Consider the following 18,690-nt stretch of genomic DNA (forward strand, 5'->3'; position numbering starts at 1 on the left):
TTTGCTATAATTTATTTGAAAACAGATTTTGTGGTAACATCCTGGATTCCCGCCTTCGCGGGAATGACACAAAAAACACTTTCACTGGAATGACAACAAGATAATAATCAATTCTTTTTCCCTATCATCTTCAAAAACTCCTCCTCACTAATGATTTTGACTCCCAATTCCCTAGCGGTGTCCAATTTGGAGCCAGCTTCTTCGCCGGCTACAACATAAGAAGTCTTTTTGGAGACTGAACTGGAAACATCTCCGCCGTTCTTACGAACCATCGCTTGAGCCGTTTCGCGCTCCAAAGTCGGCAATGAACCTGTAAAGACAAAAGATTTGCCTTCCAAAATCCCACCAGCCGAATCCTCTTCTTGAATAACTACATATTTGAGTAAGTTTGAAACCAATTTCCTATTATCAGAATTCTTGAACCATTCATAGATAGATTGCGCCACAACTTCTCCTACACCATAGATAGATTGGAATTCCTCTTTTTTGGCAGAAATGATCTTTTCTATCACGGCAGTTCCGTCAAAATTTTTAGATTTAATTCCAGTACCATTTTTCAAATTATTTTGGAAATGTTTTGCCACATCGTAAGCGGTCTCTTCGCCAACTTGCGGAATAGACAAAGATGACAAAAATCTTGCCAAAGTAATATTTTTTGATTTTTCAATCGCTACTATCAAGTTATCAGCGGACTTTTCGGCAAAACGAGGTACATTCAAGAGGTCGCCTTTTTTCAAAGTGAAAATATCATCAAAAGTAGAAATGAGTCCTTCTTCAATAAGTTGATTCAAAATCTGTGGACCCAATCCATCTATATCAAAACATTTTCTAGAAGTGAAATAATGGAACCTGCGCTTTTGTTGTTCAAAAGAATCCTTTGAAACACAACGCCAAGCAGATTCACCGAGAACTCTTTCAATTTTACCGTCACCACCACAAGCAGGAACATGTGTTGGCCATTTGAAAGGCTTTTCTTTGCCAGTACGCATCTCGGTTACGACTTGGACAATATCTGGGATGACATCACCAGCTTTTTGGATAATGACGGTATCACCTATTCGTACGTCCAACCTCTTGATCTCATCCTCATTATGTAAAGTAGCTCTAGAAACTGTTGAACCAGCCACGCGCACTGGTGACAAAACCGCTACAGGAGTGATGACTCCAGTTCTTCCAACTTGAAAAACGATATCTTCCAAAATAGTGGTGACCTGTTCTGCTGGAAACTTGTAAGCCACACCCCAACGTGGAGATTTACCTGTATAACCGAGAGCTTCTTGGATTTTTCTAGAATTGATCTTGATCACAATGCCGTCCAATCCATAATCCAACTCATGTCTTTTCTTGGTCCAATTCTCATAAAATTCTTGTATTCCTTTCAAGCTATCAAAAACTTTGAAATGCTCGTTGGTTTTGAAACCAAGCTTAGAAAGAAGCTTGAGCTCCTGATCCTGAGTGATTATGATGTCCGCTCCGTTTCGCCCCAACTCAGCAGAGTGGAGACGACTCATCGTCATTCCGTCTATATCATACATAAAAGCATCCAACTTTCTGCTAGCTGTAACTTTCGGATCCAACTGACGCAAAGACCCCGCTGCCAAATTTCTAGAGTTAGCAAAGAGTGCTTCCCCATCTTTCTTGCGCTGTTCATTTATTTTTTCCAATTCTTTTTTACCGATCCAAACTTCTCCAACCGTTATCAAGGATTTTATCTTCTCAGAATTATTTAAGTTCAAAGGAATACTTCTGATTGTCTTCGCATTCAAAGTAACATCTTCACCGACCGTACCATCACCGCGTGTGGCTGATTGAATCAATTTTCCATCTTCATAAGTGAGCACCACTTTGAGTCCATCTATTTTGAGCTCACAACAATATTCCAATTTTTCTCCGGACAAACCAGCCTTGTCCATAAAATTCTTAACTTTCTCATCCCATTTTACGAGTTCATCAAAATCAAAGATATCATCAAATGACCACTGCCTGACCTTGTGTTTGACCTTGGTAAACTCTTTGAGTGGCTCACCACCTACACGGTCTAGCACACTTCCGGAGGTGAAACCTCCGTAACCCTGAAGCCTCGCTTCCGGATACTCTCTTTCCAAAGATTCCAATTCTCTAACCAAAGAATCATAAGCTTCATCCGTTATCTCTGGCTTATCTAGAGTATGATACAAACGACGATGACGCTCTACTGTCTTACGTAGAGTATCCGCGCGCTTTATTATATCTTTCGCTATTTTGACCATAAACTAAGGATACCAGAAAAATGGCCATATCGGGAGGTCTAATCAAAATACTTCAACCGTATCGTTCTTTCCAAGGCTCTCGGATTGATCGGTCCACCTGAGTTACAAGGTTTACTATCTCCGGCACTATAACCACTTGAATCAATTATTACCCTTTTTCCATTAGAAGAGTTGTAACCAGAAGTAACAACAATTTTTACACATGTCCTATCTGGATCGGTATTATTTGGAAAATAAAAAAAGATTGGGGCTGATCGATACACTTTACCTATAGGACTATCGTTTAAACCCGTATCAGCGTCTAGATCATCAGGATTAACTTCACTATAGGCCCCTGATTTTGTTTCCAGATTACATGTAATAATCGCATTTCCCCCTAACACGGGGTCGACTTCAAGATTTTTCTCCATTTTTGCCCCAACTGCACATTGAATACCACCATCAGCTGCATATACAGCGACAGTAGAATCCCTTGCCGAAGAAGAGAGTATGAACTGCTTACGGCTTATAGAAAGGATGAAAGCTGCGATAGAAAGGACTACCGAAGAAACGATAATTGAAAACAAGAGCGTATATCCTTTTTTATATTTTGAATAATTCATACTATCTAGGATAATTGGTCAATAATTCTTGTAACTTAACCTGATTTTCAATCAATCCAGTCTTCCAAGAAACGACAACCGTGGCTAAAACTTCATTTTTGTAAGAAGAATCGTAAGTCATATAATAATGCCTAGTAAATGGACTTGGAACATCAGTTATTATTGGTATAGCACAAGCACTACTCAAATCAACACACGTGGTAAACTGCGACGGGGTTACGTTTGAATCTCGTGTCCAAGCAACATTTGAAGAATTCTTAAACAAAAGGTTATCTTTCATATTATTCAAATATTCCAAACCTTCTTGAGCAAAGTTAACAGCCATAGATTGATCACGTGCACTTATAGCAGAAGTATAAGCTTTATTGGCTACAGTTAGTGGTCCAGCAATGGCGATCATAAGCACACTGATAGCAACCAGTGTTTCTATCAACGTAAAACCATTTTTGTAGTGTTTATTTATCATATATCATCAATCAATCATTCTTTGTGATACTCCTGTGCGAACATCAAAATAATTCCTTTCTTTTTCTTTATCTCCAGAATATCCAGTAAATCCTACCATCGCCCATGGATATTTAAACCCTGTTAACGGCTGTGATATTGAAAGTTTATACCCTGTAAGGGTTATGCTGGAAGAATCAAATATTTCAAAAGCAGTGCTCTCTGAAATTGTATCACCGCAACTTTCTTGTTGTTCTTTTTTTATTTTAAACCTAGGCAGTGAGAAAGCATTGTCCTTAACAAACCAGTAACCGAAGAAAAGTTGACAGAGTGGATTAGTTGAATCAACTTTTGATGATTTGAATATAATACTCTGTATATCTGGTGCAGGTGGAGATGCTGTATCTATATCACAAGCCGAATAGGTCAGCGTGCTACCACTAAAAGAAGTTTCTGTACTACAATGATAATTTGTTCCATAACGCATTTCTCGGGAAATAGATTCTAGTGTGTAATTAACATTGTTCATAACTGATTGCATAGCTTGAGCCTGGCGATTTAGGCCTGTAATACGTACCAAAGATCCAACTGCGATGACAGCGACAAAAGAAAACAGTCCGAGAGAGACAACCATTTCTAGAAGTGTAAAACCCCTCTTTGTCAGGTTTGAATATGAACGATTTTTCTTATTTTTTATATCTGCAATTTGGTAAAACATAATGATATTGTACTTTAATTAACCAAGATTTGTCCTACACTATTCACTTCAATCGTATGAGTTGCACTACCATCACTAGATGTTATTTCAATCTTTATATATCTATCCGTGCAAGTATAACTACCGATAGACGGCGTAACACAAATGATAGCTTCTGGATTTGGACGCTGAAAGATAACGTCTACCGTACCTGTTATTGGAAACGTACAAGCAATATCAGTACATAGTTTACTAACATAAGCCCCTCTTTTAATATTGTAATTTTTTTCTAATGCTGGCACATAAGTCCCAGAAACGCGTGTATATGAATACAAACCAAATTTCTTTGCTTCCGTTGTATCTATATTTTTAAACCTCACCCCGTATGCCGAACCAAAAGTCGGCGTACCAGTATCTACAACCTTCACACTAAGACCGTAAGTCTGCGCCTGTCTTATGGTCAAAGCGATATCATAAGCAAGATTTGTGAATATAGTTCCAGAATAAAAATTGTTATATTTTGCCAAGGTAAGCACGGTCATAAAAACGAAAATACCTATAGTGACCATAAGCTCAACAAGAGTGAAGCCTCTGGAATGAAAGAACCTTTTGTTTGAAAATAGAGAACTCATTGAGTATATTATAGCACTGTGCACCATTCCCGCGAAGGAATACAAGGGCTATAGATAAGACCAGACAATCTCTTTGAGTAAAGCAAAATCCATGACTTGAATCTGAAACAACAAAACCAAATACATACCAAGGATCAAATACGGACCAAAAGGAACTTCGGTTCTAGGTTTGAAGGATTTATAAGTTACAAGTAACCATGTGACCGAAATAACAGCCGCTATCCAAAAAGCTAAAATAATAGAATTCGCTCCCCCATTCAGACCGAGAAGCCAACCTATACCAAGAACTAATTTTGCATCACCGAGACCCATCCATGTACCCTTGGAGATAAGCCAAGTCAGAGCAAACGGTAAAGCAAGTACTGGTCCAGCCAACAAAGCACTTACAGTTGGAACATGTAACCAAGAACTACCCCCTACACAAAGCCCTATCAATGAAACAAGGACGAAGGCATAGACAAATTCATCTGGAATAATCTTGTGTTTTATATCATAAACAGAGATAACTAAGAGTAAACACGTAATGAACACGTACAGAGCCGTAGAAAACATCGCAAGTGGTGTTGTTGGTGGGAATGTGAAAAAAATCAAGACAAAAATAACCCCAGCACAAAATTCTACTAGTGGATATTGCCAAGAAATCTTGCTTTTACATTTCTTGCAGGCACCTCTTTGGAAAATGAAACTAAATAGGGGTATGAGCTCTTTCCATGTCAACTGGTTACCGCAAGTCATACACTTTGAACGACCACCAACCGTGGTGCCAGTATTGAACCTCAAAGAAACAACGTTCAAGAAACTACCGACGATGGTACCAAAGACGAATGTAAGGATGAGAGAAAGATTGTCCATGTATTACTTTGGTCCTACGCAGTAATCCTTATCTGTAGGATTACAAGTTTTACTACCATAAAGATCTACCGATAAGCCGTCAACAATAGCGCCATTAGGAGATTCTAATGTGGTGTGTAAGACGTAATCTAAAGGTGTAGTAGCATTATCAACTGCATAATCATAATTACTAGCAGAAACTGGGTCTTTTGGGATCACTGCTATAAAAGTAGCCAATGTAACTCCAACTGGACAGTTAGTATGAGTAGCAGTCAAAGCAAGAGTAGCCGGATAAACTCTACACCTATCAAAATACTGTTCCAAAGCCAACTGAATCTGAGAAATATCCGAAACTCTCTTACCGTCACGAGCCTTACCACGAGCTCCAGAAACACTTACGATAATAACACCAGTAAGAATGGCAATAATAGCTATCACCACCATAAGTTCAACGAGCGTAAAACCCTTATTATTTGAGAAGTATTTTTTCATGCAGTAATTATAGCACTCTTACTTTCAAGGTCTACCCTTTACTAGATTGAACCGCCAGATGATAGATAGCTAAAAATCTTCATTGTTTCTTCATAACTTTTTTATCAGGATTTTAACTCGGTTTGATAAAATACGAAACATGAATAACAAGATTATTGCTTACATAGATGGAGCCAATCTCCATAAAGCTACAACGAGACTTGGTTGGATGGTTGATTATAAAAAACTATACACATGGCTTTATGAAAAATATCACACCTCAGAAGCTTACATTTTTATAGGACGAGTTGATAAATATCAGAAACTTTACTCAAAGATGGAAAATGCTGGTTTTACTCTTATTTTCAAAGAAACGATAAATGATGAATACGGGCAAATAAAAGGAAACTGCGATGCAGATTTAGTTCTATACTCAGTCAGGCACGTATTCGAATATTACCCAAACAAAGTCATTTTAATATCTAGTGATGGTGATTTCTCAAGTCTTATATCTTTTCTAAAAGAAAAAAGTATTGAAATAACAATCATATCCCCTAACAATAGATGTTCATTCCTCTTAAGAAAACTGAACGTCTCAATACTTTATTTAAATACACAAAAAATATTCCTAAAATTATCCACTCAACAGCAACCCATAAAAGAAAAAGCCCTCGATGGGGACGAAACCCCATAAAGGTCTTCTTCATAGTAAACAAATATAGTTTACCAAAAATAACACCTCTGTCAACCACTTTTTAACTATATCCCACCTCACTTTAATTCACCCTAACCTATCAAGGTGAGGGTTACACATAATATAAAACCTACCCTTTATACGCAAACCACCCCGCATATTGCGGGGTGGTGAGAAAACTATAAAGACTAGACTATTCTACACAAGCACCACCAGAAACTTCTAGTATAATACCAGCCTGATCAATTGTTGCAACGGTAATTGATTTTGATTTACCTGTACTATCAACACACCAACCAGAGTTAGCAGTGGCAGCGGTAGCACCCTTCATAATTACAGCAACCGCCCAAGCTGTACCTCCAACAGTAGCTGAACATGCACCAAAACTTCCTGTAGCATCTGTTGCCCCTTTAATCTGCGCTGCTACCGTTGTCTGACCAAATATGTTAGCCGCTCCAGAAACAGGACATGCAGCCGCTGCCACCGCTGCTGGTGCACTAGCTGAACACGTTGTACCTGTATTAGAATAACAACCCATATCACTATATACAATTTCTGCCTGAGATCTTATACTTGATAAATCTGCTTGTGCTGCAGCATTTGCTCCTTTACTTCTTGCACTTCCCAAACTAACCAAAACTACAGACGCCAAGATACCAATAATAGCGATAACGACAAGCAATTCAATAAGGGTGAAACCTTTTATGTACCTTTTCATATTATAAGATAAATTAATAATTACTAACTTGTTAATAAACTAACCTGTTATAAGGTTGTTGGGGTAATTATAGCACCTCCAGAGAAAAGCTATGCAATAACAACATGTGGATAACGGGTGAAAAACACTTCCCTCACAAAAGCCTTATTGTGCCCCAGCAATATTGTAAATAGGCACTAGGACAGCAGCCAACAAGACCGCAACACCTCCACCAAGAAGCACAATCATGAGTGGTTCAATGAGTGAAACCAGAGCATCCACAGCAGTCGTAACTTCACGAGCATAAAAAGCGGCCAATGTTTTCAAAATAGTACCAACCTCCCCTGTCTCTTCACCAACCCTAGTCATTTGAACCATTATTCCTGGGACTTCATGAGGGTGACCTGAGAGTGCTTCAGAAAGATTTTTACCACCTTTGACGTCGTTGACAGCGTTTTGCATGATACCCTGATAGACTTTGTTATCAATAATATTTCCCGTCAATTCCAAAGCTCTGACAATAGGAATACCAGATGAAAGCATTGTATTCATATTATCGGCAAAACGAGAGAGATAGAGTTTACGGAACAAAGTACTAACATAAGGAATTTGCAATTTGAAATGATCAAAGGCCATACGACCAGTCGGTGTGCGTATGAATTTGATAAGGAAAAATCCTGCTACAACTGCTACTGCCAAAATGACGAAACCATACGACACAAGGAAATTACTGATACCGAGAATTATAGTAGTGTAAATAGGTAAAGCTGTACCACCTTCGGTCAAAATACCACTGATCTTAGGAATAACCATCGTAAACATGAGTATCATAACCGTAAGAAACGTTACAAAAACGAAAGCTGGATATATCAAAGCTCCACGAACCTTGGAAGTCAGAGCGTATGTTCTGTCCAAATAAGCAGCCAAATATTCAAAAATCTCATCTAGTTTACCAGACTCTTCACCAGCCCTTACCATACTCACATAAAATTCACTAAAAACTTTTGGGTGTTTTTCCAAAGCAGCTGATATAGAACTTCCACCTTGAAGATCGTCTGCTATAACCATGAGTTTAGAACGAAGCAGACTGTTTTCTGTTTCTCCAGAAAGAAGTCTAAAGACTCTCAAAGCCGAAACCTGCGCTTCAAACAAAGTAGATAACTGACGGGACAAGATGACAACATCTTTACTTGATACGCGATCAAAGATAGAGATCTTCTTTGAAAAAAAAGAACCATTGGAAGTAGCCTCTCTTATAGAAGCCAAGACCAATCCCCTTCTTTGCAGAGATGAAATGGCAACATCAACGTTGATGGCATCAATAGAGCCAACTTTTCTTGCACCTACATTATCTAAAGCTTCGTAATTGAAAAGCATAATCTTTATTTGCGATTAATCTTAACTCTTAACTCCTACCTCTTACCTCTTTCTTTATATCATTCTCTCCAGATTCTTCTGATTTAAGGAATTTTGATAAGCATTTTCTACAGTTATCTCTCCCATCCTGACCAATTCTGCCAAGGAACGATTCATATCTATCATACCTTCTTGGGAACTTGTCTCAATGACCGTATTCAATTCATGGGTACGACGCTCACGAATCAGGTTTGAAATAGCGGTATTGTTGATAAGCAATTCACAAGCTGGCACTAGACCACCAGAAATCCTAGGGATAAGACGTTGAGAAAATACTCCAGACAATGAACCTGCCAACTGGACACGTATCTGATCCTGCTGATTTGGTGGGAACGAGTCAATGATACGATCTATAGTCTGTGCGGCATTGTTAGTATGTAAAGTTGAGAAGATGAGGTGACCAGTTTCCGAAGCAGTGACCGCAGTTGCGATAGTATTGATATCTCGCATTTCACCAACCATACAAACATCTATATCCTGACGAAACATTGCCGTCAGAGCATTTGAAAAATCCGGTGCGTCTATCCTTATCTCCCTCTGATCTATGATGGATTTCTTTGATTCAAATTGATATTCTATCGGATCTTCAATAGTCAAAATGTGTTCAGATCTTGTTTGATTGATCATCTCTATCATCGTTGCCAAAGTAGTGGTCTTTCCTTGACCGATAGGACCTACAACCAAGAAAAATCCTTGGGATTTCCTAGTAAACATTTCCAAAATAGGTGGGAGATTGAGCTCTGACAATGTCCTGATGACCTTTGGAATCAATCTAAGAGCAATAGAAACATTACCTTGGTGGAAATAAACATTGCCTCTAAAACGAGCATCTGAAAGATTGTATGAAAAATCAACCGTCTTTTCTCTTTCCAAAATCTCTTTATTGGCAGGAGAAATAAATATATTCAAAAAACCTTTCATATCGCTATCAGTAATGACCGCCTCTTTCAAAAAAGGTATCAGGTTGTTTGAGACTCTTATGAAAGGCGTTCGTCCAACCGACAAATGCAAGTCAGAGGCTCCCCCTTTCAAACAAAGACCTACTAGTTTTTCAATTTCTTTTTTGTAATCCATAATTATAATAACCAAACACCAATAATCAACTATTTCTAACTCTTTTTACTAGCGCAAATCTTTTCAACTTCTTTCAAAACTTCTGATGGGATCGTGGTGGCCTTTACTATATATCCATCAACAGTCATCTTCTGAGCACGAGCAACGTCGTCCGAAGAACCCTGATTGGTAAGCATTATAACTACCGTTGACAGCGGAACCAATTTGTCTTTTCTAATATTCATTACCATTTCAAGTCCATCCATACCTGGCATAACAATATCTACAAGCATAATATCTGGAATGTAACCTTCATGAAGCATTTTCAATCCAACATCTGTAGAATTGGCGACTTTGACATCGTAGCCAGATTTGGTGAATTTCATAGAATACATATCCAACAAAAAGGTATCATCATCAACAAGTAGGATTTTCTTTTGTGAAGGTTGGTTTGTCATAATAGCTTTATTATACACCCTGTATCATTACTACGAAAGCTTGCTAAAGCTTATTTACCTCCTCAAACGGTATCTTCTTCTCAAAAGCCTTGACTATGGCACTCTCACGCATAGAAAGCATTCCTCTCTTACGAGCAATAGCCAATATTTCACTCTCAACTGGATTGGTCAAAATTGCATTTTCTATTTCTTTATCCATAGCGAACATTTCAAAGACAGCCATACGTCCTCTTGTTCCCTTTGGACAATCTGGTGTCGCTTTGATTTTGCAAACCGTATCAGAAAAAGGTATTTCTTTTTTAAATTCAGCCGGCAAATCTGTAAAGTTACGGTCAATGAGAGCTTTGATACTACCCTCCACAGGTACAACTTCTCCGCCGTTCGGACAGAGAGTACCAGCTAGACGTTGAGCAATAGCGAGAATGAGAGTAGGTGCAATAAGGTATGGATCTACACCCATATCAATAAGACGAGGAATAACACCTGCAGCATTGTTGGTGTGCAAAGTTGAAAATACCAAGTGACCTGTCAAAGCGGCCTGAACAGCCAACTGTGCAGTCTCTTTGTCGCGGATCTCTCCAACCATGATTATGTCTGGGTCTTGACGAAGTGTTGTACGCAAACCAGAACTGAAGTCATAACCAATCTCTGGACGGACTTGTGATTGACTCACTCCTTCAATCTGATATTCAACTGGGTCTTCTAGAGAAAGCACGTTATAACTCTCACGATCTACTTCACTCAAAATAGAATACAAGGTTGTAGATTTTCCTGAACCAGTAGGACCTGTGATGAGGATCATTCCATAAGGAGAACCTATAGCTTTACGAACCATATCTAGATTTCTTGATGACATACCCAAATCATCTATAGTTCTTATACCTTTGGCTTGGTCAAGAATACGCATTACAACCTTTTCCCCATAATAAGCTGGAAATGTAGAGACACGAAAATCAATACGTCTACCATCTATGCGAGCAGAAAAACGTCCGTCTTGTGGCTTACGCTTCTCATCAAGTTTCATATTTGAAAGCACCTTGATACGAGAGACTACTGCTGAATGGACTTGTGCAGGTAAGACCAAACTTGTATTCAAAATACCATCCACACGAAAACGCACTCTGACAGATTCACGCATATGTTCTATGTGCACGTCAGAAGCTTCCCCTTCCACAGCATATCTGACAATAGTAGCTACAATCTTGACCACCGGAGCGTCCTCGGTGATCATCTTTTCTTCTTCGTCTTCTTTTTTACCAGTCTGAGGTTTCACTCCTCCACTTTTCTTTTCTACTTTACCAGTCTCAACAGAAAGCTCTGTCTCCAATTCTGAAAGTGCTCTTGTAACTTCTCCAGTCAAACCTTTGTACATCTCTACAACCTTATTGAAATCATCCGGAGTAATCAAAAATACTGTATAGGGTATATTTTTTTTAGTTGCCAAAAAATTCAAAGCATCGCGAGCCTCCATATTGTCTGGGTCAACTATACCGACCTCAAGAGTACCGTCTACAAGACCGATAGGTGCAAAATGATAATGAACAGCTGATTCTTCTGGTATATATTCCAAAATTTCAAAAGGAATATTTACCCCAACGAGAGAACGTATCGGGATATTCAAAAATTCACCACGAGCAACCAAAATATCCTCTGGTTTGACACCGTGTGAAGCCAAAGCTTCATCAATAGAAACGCCACTAGACGTTTGCTTGCGCACCTCGCCAAGGTCTGTCTTACTAATCAGTTTTTTCTGTAAGAGAATATCTAGGACTGACATATCATTTTTTGTGTTAACGGCTCAGTGAAGACGTGGCGACTCTAGATAATGGTGCAAAAGGATTTGTTCTACCAACTTGAAGGACTGGAATCTCTATAGAATAATCTATCAAGGTTCTGTAAGCGGGTTCATTGAAAAAAGTACTGTCAACTTTCAATGAATTTATTTCACCAAGTAATTTGAAAACGCGACTACCGACAGCTTGACTAGCATCATCAGTCTGTTCCAAAGTTGTACCAACAGGAGTTTGGGTACCACTCCAATAGAAATAACCAATAACAGAAATTATGACTATAATCGCTATTATGATGTAGGGCATTTTTGATGGTTTCTGATTGTTATTCATGTGTTTTATTGACTACGCAACCAATATGTCTGAAGCTCTACATTCCAATCATAAATCCCATCATCCTTGGCCGTCAGAGATATATGAGTGATATCCAATATACGCAGACTAGATTCAAGAGATTGCAAGAAACTGATGAATTGTTGATACGAAGCGCTCACTCCAAAAGAAACTGTAACCTTATCCAAGATCAAGTTTGGAATATTTCCATCAATCGCATTTTGATTGTTGAGGTTTATGGAACCAGTTGTCTTACCGGTAGAATTTTGACTAACTTTTTTCTCCGCTCCCAAAGTTGAAGCCTTTATACCCTTCAACAAAAGACTGTGACTCAAGCCGACGTTATTTAGATCAATGATCAAACGGATATTATCAATACTCTTTGGTATAACTTTATCCAATTTTGCACGATCATCACCAGAAATCTTTTTGTAATCCAACAAAACCTTATCACGAACACTGATAAGATGATTGGCACTTTCTATAGCAGAAATATACTGCGAATTGGAAGCTTTGACTACACCAGCTTCACCAAGAATACTCCTTGTTATTGTGAAATAAAGGCCAATTGCGAGTATTATCAAAATTGTTGCATAAACGTTACGATTCATATATTTATGGTGTTGTTAGAGGATCCGTAGAGGTACCAGAGACATTGTTCAAACCACTTTCAATCGTCCTCTTGTATGACAAACTACCTGGGTCTATCTCTGCAGAAAAACCGAAAGATACCGTTCCATTGGAATCAAGAGTAGGATCAAATAGGATAGGATTTTTTACTATTTTGGATAGATTGTATTCTGAAAGTTGACCCAAAATATCCGATTGGAAAGCCACTGACTCCAAGCTTGTACCATAACCTTTCATACTGACACTAAAATTGCCTCCACTATTTGCTGGTGCTTTGAAATCCATGCTAAGGAAACGGACTTTCTCTATTGTAAATTGACCGATAATATCAAAGATGTTTGACATCGCAACGTGATTGCTCAAGAGATTTCTAGCTGAATCAATCTGAATATTTACCTGCTTCAAATTTTCAATCAAATTGAGATCAAATTGTTTTTCCTTTACTGCTAATTCTGTTTTGTATGATAGGTTCGCTGACTTGAGATATAACTTCCAAAAATAAGCACCAGCAACACCTCCAGCAGAAGCCAAGAAAGTTATTACTGCAATAGCCATGAATATACTAGCTCCGTGGGCTTTTGGTCTTTGTGAGAATCCGCCACCAAACCCACCAACGACTGGTGCTGACTGTTGTTTGGGTATAAATGAGGTTTGGAATTTTGTTTCCATAATGTTCCCTCTCATTATACCAGTAATAACCTAAATAGAGATGTGTATAAGTATAATTATTCCAATTCTGACAGTCTACGCAAGGCTGTACCGATAGCAACGGTAAATTCTGGACCTGCACGAGAGAATTCTTCTGCCAAAATAGCCGGTGTTTCCAGTTTACCAAACGGATCAGCATATACCACCTCAGTTTGAAAACTTATCTTAGCCAAATCAGTAAAGCCTTTTAGGAGTACACCTCCACCAGTCAAAACTATTTTGCTTACATTCTTGCTATATTTTTTCTGATAGGCCAAAAGAGCGCTATTGGCTTCGTATAACATGTAGTCTAAGTTTACTGTGATAATCTCAGTCAATTCTTTGAATTCTGGACCTCCTTTTAAGCCATGAGTACGCTTCAAGCTCTCTGCTTCAGCTATGGAAATAGACAAAGCCTTAGAAAGAGCGAGCGTGATATCCTGACTGCCTTTATTGATAATATGAGAAGATCGGAGTACTCCACGTTCTACAATATAAAGTTTGGTTGAACGAGCACCCATATCAACTATCATTGAAGTAGCTACTCCCCTATCAAGTGCAGACCTGATTGAACTAAAAATCTCCACTTCATAAAAACTTGGTTGCAAACCACTTCCTCTCATTATTGATTGATATTCATTTATAAAATCGTTATGAATAGCGATGACCAATACATCTCGTCCCTGTTTTTCAGGCTTTGCAGTCTCATTTTCGGCTACATAAGACTCTTCACGCGGAATTATTGAATAATCAAGAAGGACCTCATTCAAAGGTACTGGAATATATTTTCGAGCTTCTATAGTAACAACATCTTTGATTTGTTTATCTGATATTGGTGGAAGACTGATAAAAGCTGTCAGACTTGCCGACAAAGGCAATGACGTGCCACAAAGAACTGTTGTAGTCTTTGATTCTTTGAGGATATCTCTGACTGCTTCAGCCATTTTTTCAGATGGAAGCGCGACCGATCTCCCTACTTCTACCCCAGCATAAGGTCCGAGAGCCAATTCACCATATGTTTGCAAAACCGCCCTACCGTGTTTCTTCTTTATTTGAACAATCTTAATAGATGAAGAACCTATATCTACGCCCAGAACACTTGTTTCTTTTTGGAAAAATGAGGAGAAAAAAGACATGTTCTCATTATATCTTGAAAAGATTAAATATGGAAAGATTGATATTGTGATATTCTTTGAACAATATGCTCAATCTTTACCGAATAATCATTGACGCCTTATTCCCTATCTCCAGTGCTGATAAGGAGCTTTTTTCGTATACACCAGAGCAAGCCTTCAAAAAGCTACCACCGGCACCACTATCTCCTATTTCTTATACTCATTCAATCTTTGCATATAAAGATGAATTGGTAACAAGATTGGTTTGGAATATAAAGTACAAGAAATCTGAAAAAGCTGTAAAAATTGGCGGTTATGCTTTGTATCAAAATATCGCGAGGTATCACTTTCGCTCTGACGAGCTACAGCGGAACGAAGTAGACATCAGGAAAATCACCCTGATACCGATTCCTATAACATCAAAACGCAGAAAAGAACGTGGTTACAATCAATGTGAATTACTTTTAGATGAAGTGAAATTATTGGACATAGAAAATAAGTTAATTATTCGCAAGGATTTATTGGAACGTATTCAACATTTATCCAGACAGACATTGAAAAATCGCGAGGAGCGACTGGAAAGCGCCAAAAACATATTCGCAGTAAATGAAAAGACGGTACAGATGATTAGAGACTCGCAGATCAGCGTTATGGACGATTTGGTCCATAAAGAAAATCAAATCTCCCTTAGAAATATTCCTTTAATTGTAATAGACGATGTAATAACAACTGGAAGTACTATGAAAGAAGCAATGAAAACTCTACGAGAATTCGGATTTAAGAACGTAAAAGGAATTTCTTTGGCACATTGATGTGTCGTCCCCGCTTTTGTGTCATTCCCGCGAAGGCGGGAATCCAGGATTATTACGAATCAATAATCTATATTCTGTGGTAACCATGGATTCCCGCCGAAGTCTATCCTCGGAGAGGACGGTAAATGACAACAAAATTAGACCAACACCTTCACAAACCTCCTTTTTCCTATTTTGAGAATAGTCGTAGCAATTGGAGCAAAGTTTGGATCGGTAATTTTTGTATCGTCTTCTAACCTGATAGCGCCACCTTCTATAAGCCTACGCCACTCGGCTTTGGATGGAACAATACCTGCTTTGATCAGAATTTCTGGTAAAGATTCACCTTTTGTAATCTTTATCTCTTGAACATCTTCTGGCACGCCACCTTTGGAAAAAGTAGCGATAAATGATTCCTCGGCAGATTTTGCACTGGCTTCTCCATAAAATCTTTTTACGATATCAGAGGCAATGATGGCTTTTGCATCTCTTGGGCCTTTTGCCATCAAAGCATCCTTTTCGGTCAAAGGAATACGTGTGCAATGCAAAAATAGTGGATCAATCATCGGGTCTGGCAAAGCCATAACTGCTCCGAAAAGTTCATTTGGAGGAAGATTGATGAAAACACCCGTGCCGTTGGATTTAGACATGAGCTCCCCTGTTTTTGGATTGGCAATCAAATTTAGAGCGATGACAAACTTATCTTTATTTTTCAATCGCTTGAGCAAAGTACGTCCAGCCAAAGCGTTGAATGTCTGATCTGTCCCGCAAATCTCAGCATCAACATTCATAGCGACACTGTCATAACCTTGCATGAGTGGATACATAAATTCATGTAAATGAATCGGCGTATTTTCTTTGAGACGCTTCGCGAACATATCACGCTCCAACATTTGTTGAACTGTAAAATTGGAAGCTAGATTGACGACATCACCAAAAGAAAGTTTAGACAACCATTCTGAATTGTAAGCGATCTTAGCAGGATTGGTTGGGTCATCAAAACTTATGAGTGGCTTGACCTGATCCATCCAACCAGCAACATTGTGTTTGACTTCTTCATGAGTCAACTGCTTGCGAGTAGCACTCTTATCACTAGGATCTCCGATCTGAGCGGTGAAATCTCCAAAAAGAATGATGATCTCATGACCAAGCTGGCGCAATTCTTCCATGAACATAATGTTCTTTGCGTGACCAAGGTGAAGTGCTGTGAAAGTTGGATCAAAACCGATGTACATTTTCAACCTCTCCCCAGAGAGCAATCTTTCTATAAACTCTTTTTTTGTAGGTAAAATATCAACGACCGCACCTCGTGTAAATATTTCTTCTATTCTGGACTTGTCAGTTATAGTTTTCATAAAAATCCCTTTACTTACTAAACCTGAGGCGTTGTATTACTCTCCGTACTCTTTGGTTCAGCAAACTTGTGCCACTTTCCTACTACGAAGAATAGGTATACGAGCTCAAGAATACCGATAGTGTTGATGACTAGAAGAGCGATAAACCACCACTTCTCATCTCTACGAGCTGCATGCCACAAAGCATAACCTTTGAGGACAATAACGATAATTCCTATGATAACAGCTACTGCACCTAGGCCTATAACTGTTACTGGACTGACACTAAAAGACTGACCGTACCATGATTGCATCATAATGATAAATATAGGCTGATAATGAGTGTATTGTAGCATGGATTATGCTACGGGTTTTAGTTATATAAGACCACCGCACGAAGCTTTTGATCCCATATCAACTGCCATACCTTCACCCGAATAACCTTCATTGTCTATACAATAACTAGAACCTGGAGTGCTTAATTTTGCTGATACAGCATAACTTTTATCTTCTGCATAACAAGTTACCTTTGTATCCGTCATGTTTGAAATAATTGCTTGAATATTTTTATCTGCAAACATACCTGATGAACAATTATTTGCTGTAGAATAAGAATTATTATTGATAGAATAATAGATTTCAGCATTTGCTCTAATACTCATTATATTTGCCCTCGTTCTAGCATCTCGTCCTTTCTCACGAGCAGTATTGAGTGAAACTAATACAACAGAAGACAGAATTCCTACTATCATAATAATTGGAAGGATAGTAGCTATGATAATACCGACGATTAAACCTGCCTTATGTGATTGTGATGGATCTTTATAAACTACAACACTATGAGCAAACATGTCATGGACCGCTCGTTTCCTCTCGGTGAAACCTGCAACAATATAACCAATACCCAAAATAATACCTGATGCAAACTTTCCAACTGTCTCACGTAAAACAACTTTCTTTAAAGAAAGTTTTTTAAGATCATCTGATTTTACAGTTATTCCAACCAACATTTTTCCAAGAGTTGCACCCTTGTAATATGTCATCAAAGAAAAATATATCCATAACACCAGCAAAGGTACCGTGTAACCTATGAACTCATCCGCACCATTAGAAATTTTAATTCCTATTGAGGTAATAACCACTGCAACAACTATCTGTATAATAATAACTGGAATAATAAGAATGACCTGATCTACCATAAAAGCAACAAACCTAATCCAAAAACCTGCATATTTAGCTGGAGCTGTTGGTATATTTTGACCAATCCCCAAAGAAGAGAAAGCCTCGTTAATATCTGCCAAAGACCATCCCCCACCAGAAGTAGCTAGATTACTTTGTATTGTCTCCCTACTCAAACCTAGAGCCATCTGTTGCTTGATATAATCAAGCAGTTGCGTATTAGCCATGTTGATTTACTTATTGTAATAAAAGTTATTAACTTTAAGTATGATAGCACAGATTTTCTTTTTGATAATTCGCCCATTCTATGCCAGAATGGTCAAACTAAAACCTTTGCTCGACAACTGAATTCTAACGAGCTTCGGCATATTAATTGGAGACGTGGTGGAGTGGTTTAACATACCTCTTTGCTAAAGAGGCAGGGCCTTAAAGCCCTCGAGGGTTCGAATCCCTCCGTCTCCGCAATGATACGTACCCCATTTAGTAGACACTAACTTAAGTGTTTACTGCTTTCTTTTGTTAGAATTAATCATTAACAAAAGAACATGAGAACAATATTTACAAGCGAACAAATTGCAGAATTAAAG

The 18,690-nt window shown here is 38.4% G+C and carries 21 protein-coding genes and 1 tRNA gene; 3 read left to right on the plus strand and 19 right to left on the minus strand.

Features of this window, described 5'->3' with window-relative positions:
• Positions 1-107: 107 nt before the first annotated feature.
• From ligA to WCS89_03970, 7 genes are read right to left on the minus strand one after another with little or no spacing between them, the layout of a single operon-like run.
• Positions 108-2,249 (minus strand): NAD-dependent DNA ligase LigA, encoded by a 2,142-nt coding sequence (gene ligA / locus WCS89_03940; protein MFA6554625.1) that lies wholly within the window; start codon positions 2,247-2,249, stop codon positions 108-110.
• Positions 2,250-2,287: 38 nt separating this feature from the next.
• The gene (locus WCS89_03945; GenBank protein MFA6554626.1) at positions 2,288-2,851 is read right to left on the minus strand and encodes a hypothetical protein; all 564 of its coding nucleotides are present in this window, start codon (positions 2,849-2,851) and stop codon (positions 2,288-2,290) included.
• Position 2,852: 1 nt separating this feature from the next.
• Entirely contained in the window at positions 2,853-3,317 is a 465-nt protein-coding gene (locus WCS89_03950) for a prepilin-type N-terminal cleavage/methylation domain-containing protein (protein MFA6554627.1), read from the minus strand.
• A 6-nt stretch (positions 3,318-3,323) separates the two neighbouring features.
• A complete protein-coding gene (locus WCS89_03955; protein ID MFA6554628.1) occupies positions 3,324-4,013 on the minus strand; it encodes a type II secretion system protein in 690 nt (229 codons plus the stop codon).
• A gap of 14 nt (positions 4,014-4,027) precedes the next feature.
• Entirely contained in the window at positions 4,028-4,624 is a 597-nt protein-coding gene (locus WCS89_03960; GenBank protein ID MFA6554629.1) for a prepilin-type N-terminal cleavage/methylation domain-containing protein, read from the minus strand.
• Between the two features lie 48 nt (positions 4,625-4,672).
• Entirely contained in the window at positions 4,673-5,476 is an 804-nt protein-coding gene (locus WCS89_03965) for a prepilin peptidase (GenBank protein MFA6554630.1), read from the minus strand.
• A 3-nt stretch (positions 5,477-5,479) separates the two neighbouring features.
• Positions 5,480-5,947: a type II secretion system protein gene (locus tag WCS89_03970; GenBank protein MFA6554631.1), complete on the minus strand. Its 468-nt coding sequence runs from the start codon at positions 5,945-5,947 to the stop codon at positions 5,480-5,482.
• Positions 5,948-6,086: 139 nt separating this feature from the next.
• On the opposite strand from WCS89_03970, the gene WCS89_03975 reads away from it, so the two are divergent.
• Positions 6,087-6,620: an NYN domain-containing protein gene (locus WCS89_03975; protein ID MFA6554632.1), complete on the plus strand. Its 534-nt coding sequence runs from the start codon at positions 6,087-6,089 to the stop codon at positions 6,618-6,620.
• 193 nt (positions 6,621-6,813) lie between these two features.
• On the opposite strand, the gene WCS89_03980 is transcribed toward WCS89_03975, so the two are convergent.
• The 9 genes from WCS89_03980 to pilM form a co-directional block, all read right to left on the minus strand.
• Positions 6,814-7,338, minus strand: coding sequence for a type II secretion system protein (locus tag WCS89_03980; protein ID MFA6554633.1), 525 nt, complete (start codon positions 7,336-7,338; stop codon positions 6,814-6,816).
• A gap of 144 nt (positions 7,339-7,482) precedes the next feature.
• Complete coding sequence (locus WCS89_03985; GenBank protein ID MFA6554634.1) at positions 7,483-8,694, minus strand: type II secretion system F family protein; 1,212 nt, start codon at positions 8,692-8,694, stop codon at positions 7,483-7,485.
• 54 nt (positions 8,695-8,748) lie between these two features.
• Complete coding sequence (locus WCS89_03990) at positions 8,749-9,807, minus strand: PilT/PilU family type 4a pilus ATPase (protein ID MFA6554635.1); 1,059 nt, start codon at positions 9,805-9,807, stop codon at positions 8,749-8,751.
• 35 nt (positions 9,808-9,842) lie between these two features.
• Positions 9,843-10,244, minus strand: coding sequence for a response regulator (locus WCS89_03995; protein ID MFA6554636.1), 402 nt, complete (start codon positions 10,242-10,244; stop codon positions 9,843-9,845).
• Positions 10,245-10,287: 43 nt separating this feature from the next.
• The gene (locus tag WCS89_04000) at positions 10,288-12,021 is read right to left on the minus strand and encodes a GspE/PulE family protein (GenBank protein MFA6554637.1); all 1,734 of its coding nucleotides are present in this window, start codon (positions 12,019-12,021) and stop codon (positions 10,288-10,290) included.
• A gap of 13 nt (positions 12,022-12,034) precedes the next feature.
• Positions 12,035-12,367, minus strand: a complete 333-nt coding sequence (locus tag WCS89_04005; protein ID MFA6554638.1) for a hypothetical protein — start codon at positions 12,365-12,367, stop codon at positions 12,035-12,037.
• 5 nt (positions 12,368-12,372) lie between these two features.
• Complete coding sequence (locus WCS89_04010) at positions 12,373-12,978, minus strand: hypothetical protein (GenBank protein ID MFA6554639.1); 606 nt, start codon at positions 12,976-12,978, stop codon at positions 12,373-12,375.
• 4 nt (positions 12,979-12,982) lie between these two features.
• A complete protein-coding gene (locus WCS89_04015; GenBank protein ID MFA6554640.1) occupies positions 12,983-13,666 on the minus strand; it encodes a hypothetical protein in 684 nt (227 codons plus the stop codon).
• Between the two features lie 56 nt (positions 13,667-13,722).
• Positions 13,723-14,820 (minus strand): type IV pilus assembly protein PilM, encoded by a 1,098-nt coding sequence (pilM, locus tag WCS89_04020; GenBank protein ID MFA6554641.1) that lies wholly within the window; start codon positions 14,818-14,820, stop codon positions 13,723-13,725.
• A gap of 65 nt (positions 14,821-14,885) precedes the next feature.
• Between pilM and WCS89_04025 the strand changes: the two genes are divergently transcribed.
• A complete protein-coding gene (locus tag WCS89_04025; protein ID MFA6554642.1) occupies positions 14,886-15,611 on the plus strand; it encodes a phosphoribosyltransferase family protein in 726 nt (241 codons plus the stop codon).
• Positions 15,612-15,748: 137 nt separating this feature from the next.
• On the opposite strand, the gene tyrS is transcribed toward WCS89_04025, so the two are convergent.
• The 3 genes from tyrS to WCS89_04040 are packed head-to-tail and all read right to left on the minus strand — an operon-like array spanning position 15,749 to position 18,330.
• Positions 15,749-16,945 (minus strand): tyrosine--tRNA ligase, encoded by a 1,197-nt coding sequence (tyrS, locus tag WCS89_04030; GenBank protein MFA6554643.1) that lies wholly within the window; start codon positions 16,943-16,945, stop codon positions 15,749-15,751.
• A 17-nt stretch (positions 16,946-16,962) separates the two neighbouring features.
• Positions 16,963-17,241 (minus strand): DUF5652 family protein, encoded by a 279-nt coding sequence (locus WCS89_04035; GenBank protein MFA6554644.1) that lies wholly within the window; start codon positions 17,239-17,241, stop codon positions 16,963-16,965.
• 60 nt (positions 17,242-17,301) lie between these two features.
• Entirely contained in the window at positions 17,302-18,330 is a 1,029-nt protein-coding gene (locus tag WCS89_04040; GenBank protein ID MFA6554645.1) for an RDD family protein, read from the minus strand.
• Between the two features lie 148 nt (positions 18,331-18,478).
• On the opposite strand from WCS89_04040, the gene WCS89_04045 reads away from it, so the two are divergent.
• A tRNA-Ser gene (locus WCS89_04045) sits at positions 18,479-18,565 on the plus strand.
• Positions 18,566-18,690 lie beyond the last annotated feature (125 nt).

Source organism: Candidatus Paceibacterota bacterium (assembly GCA_041666915.1).
Classification (GTDB): Bacteria; Patescibacteriota; Minisyncoccia; order Phycocordibacterales; family PALSA-1337; genus C7867-002.

Bases quoted from the DNA above. Each gene is read 5' to 3' on its own strand.
- WCS89_03995 (MFA6554636.1), bottom strand. From the start codon at position 10,244: ATGACAAACCAACCTTCACAAAAGAAAATCCTACTTGTTGATGATGAT.
- WCS89_04010 (MFA6554639.1), bottom strand. From the start codon at position 12,978: ATGAATCGTAACGTTTATGCAACAATTTTGATAATACTCGCAATTGGC.
- WCS89_04040 (MFA6554645.1), bottom strand. From the start codon at position 18,330: ATGGCTAATACGCAACTGCTTGATTATATCAAGCAACAGATGGCTCTA.
- WCS89_04005 (MFA6554638.1), bottom strand. From the start codon at position 12,367: ATGAATAACAATCAGAAACCATCAAAAATGCCCTACATCATAATAGCG.
- WCS89_03960 (MFA6554629.1), bottom strand. From the start codon at position 4,624: ATGAGTTCTCTATTTTCAAACAAAAGGTTCTTTCATTCCAGAGGCTTC.
- tyrS (MFA6554643.1), bottom strand. From the start codon at position 16,945: ATGAAAACTATAACTGACAAGTCCAGAATAGAAGAAATATTTACACGA.
- WCS89_03990 (MFA6554635.1), bottom strand. From the start codon at position 9,807: ATGGATTACAAAAAAGAAATTGAAAAACTAGTAGGTCTTTGTTTGAAA.
- WCS89_03945 (MFA6554626.1), bottom strand. From the start codon at position 2,851: ATGAATTATTCAAAATATAAAAAAGGATATACGCTCTTGTTTTCAATT.
- pilM (MFA6554641.1), bottom strand. From the start codon at position 14,820: ATGTCTTTTTTCTCCTCATTTTTCCAAAAAGAAACAAGTGTTCTGGGC.
- WCS89_03975 (MFA6554632.1), top strand. From the start codon at position 6,087: ATGAATAACAAGATTATTGCTTACATAGATGGAGCCAATCTCCATAAA.
- WCS89_03970 (MFA6554631.1), bottom strand. From the start codon at position 5,947: ATGAAAAAATACTTCTCAAATAATAAGGGTTTTACGCTCGTTGAACTT.
- WCS89_03955 (MFA6554628.1), bottom strand. From the start codon at position 4,013: ATGTTTTACCAAATTGCAGATATAAAAAATAAGAAAAATCGTTCATAT.
- WCS89_04025 (MFA6554642.1), top strand. From the start codon at position 14,886: ATGCTCAATCTTTACCGAATAATCATTGACGCCTTATTCCCTATCTCC.
- WCS89_03980 (MFA6554633.1), bottom strand. From the start codon at position 7,338: ATGAAAAGGTACATAAAAGGTTTCACCCTTATTGAATTGCTTGTCGTT.
- WCS89_04000 (MFA6554637.1), bottom strand. From the start codon at position 12,021: ATGTCAGTCCTAGATATTCTCTTACAGAAAAAACTGATTAGTAAGACA.
- WCS89_03965 (MFA6554630.1), bottom strand. From the start codon at position 5,476: ATGGACAATCTTTCTCTCATCCTTACATTCGTCTTTGGTACCATCGTC.
- ligA (MFA6554625.1), bottom strand. From the start codon at position 2,249: ATGGTCAAAATAGCGAAAGATATAATAAAGCGCGCGGATACTCTACGT.
- WCS89_04035 (MFA6554644.1), bottom strand. From the start codon at position 17,241: ATGATGCAATCATGGTACGGTCAGTCTTTTAGTGTCAGTCCAGTAACA.
- WCS89_03950 (MFA6554627.1), bottom strand. From the start codon at position 3,317: ATGATAAATAAACACTACAAAAATGGTTTTACGTTGATAGAAACACTG.
- WCS89_03985 (MFA6554634.1), bottom strand. From the start codon at position 8,694: ATGCTTTTCAATTACGAAGCTTTAGATAATGTAGGTGCAAGAAAAGTT.
- WCS89_04015 (MFA6554640.1), bottom strand. From the start codon at position 13,666: ATGGAAACAAAATTCCAAACCTCATTTATACCCAAACAACAGTCAGCA.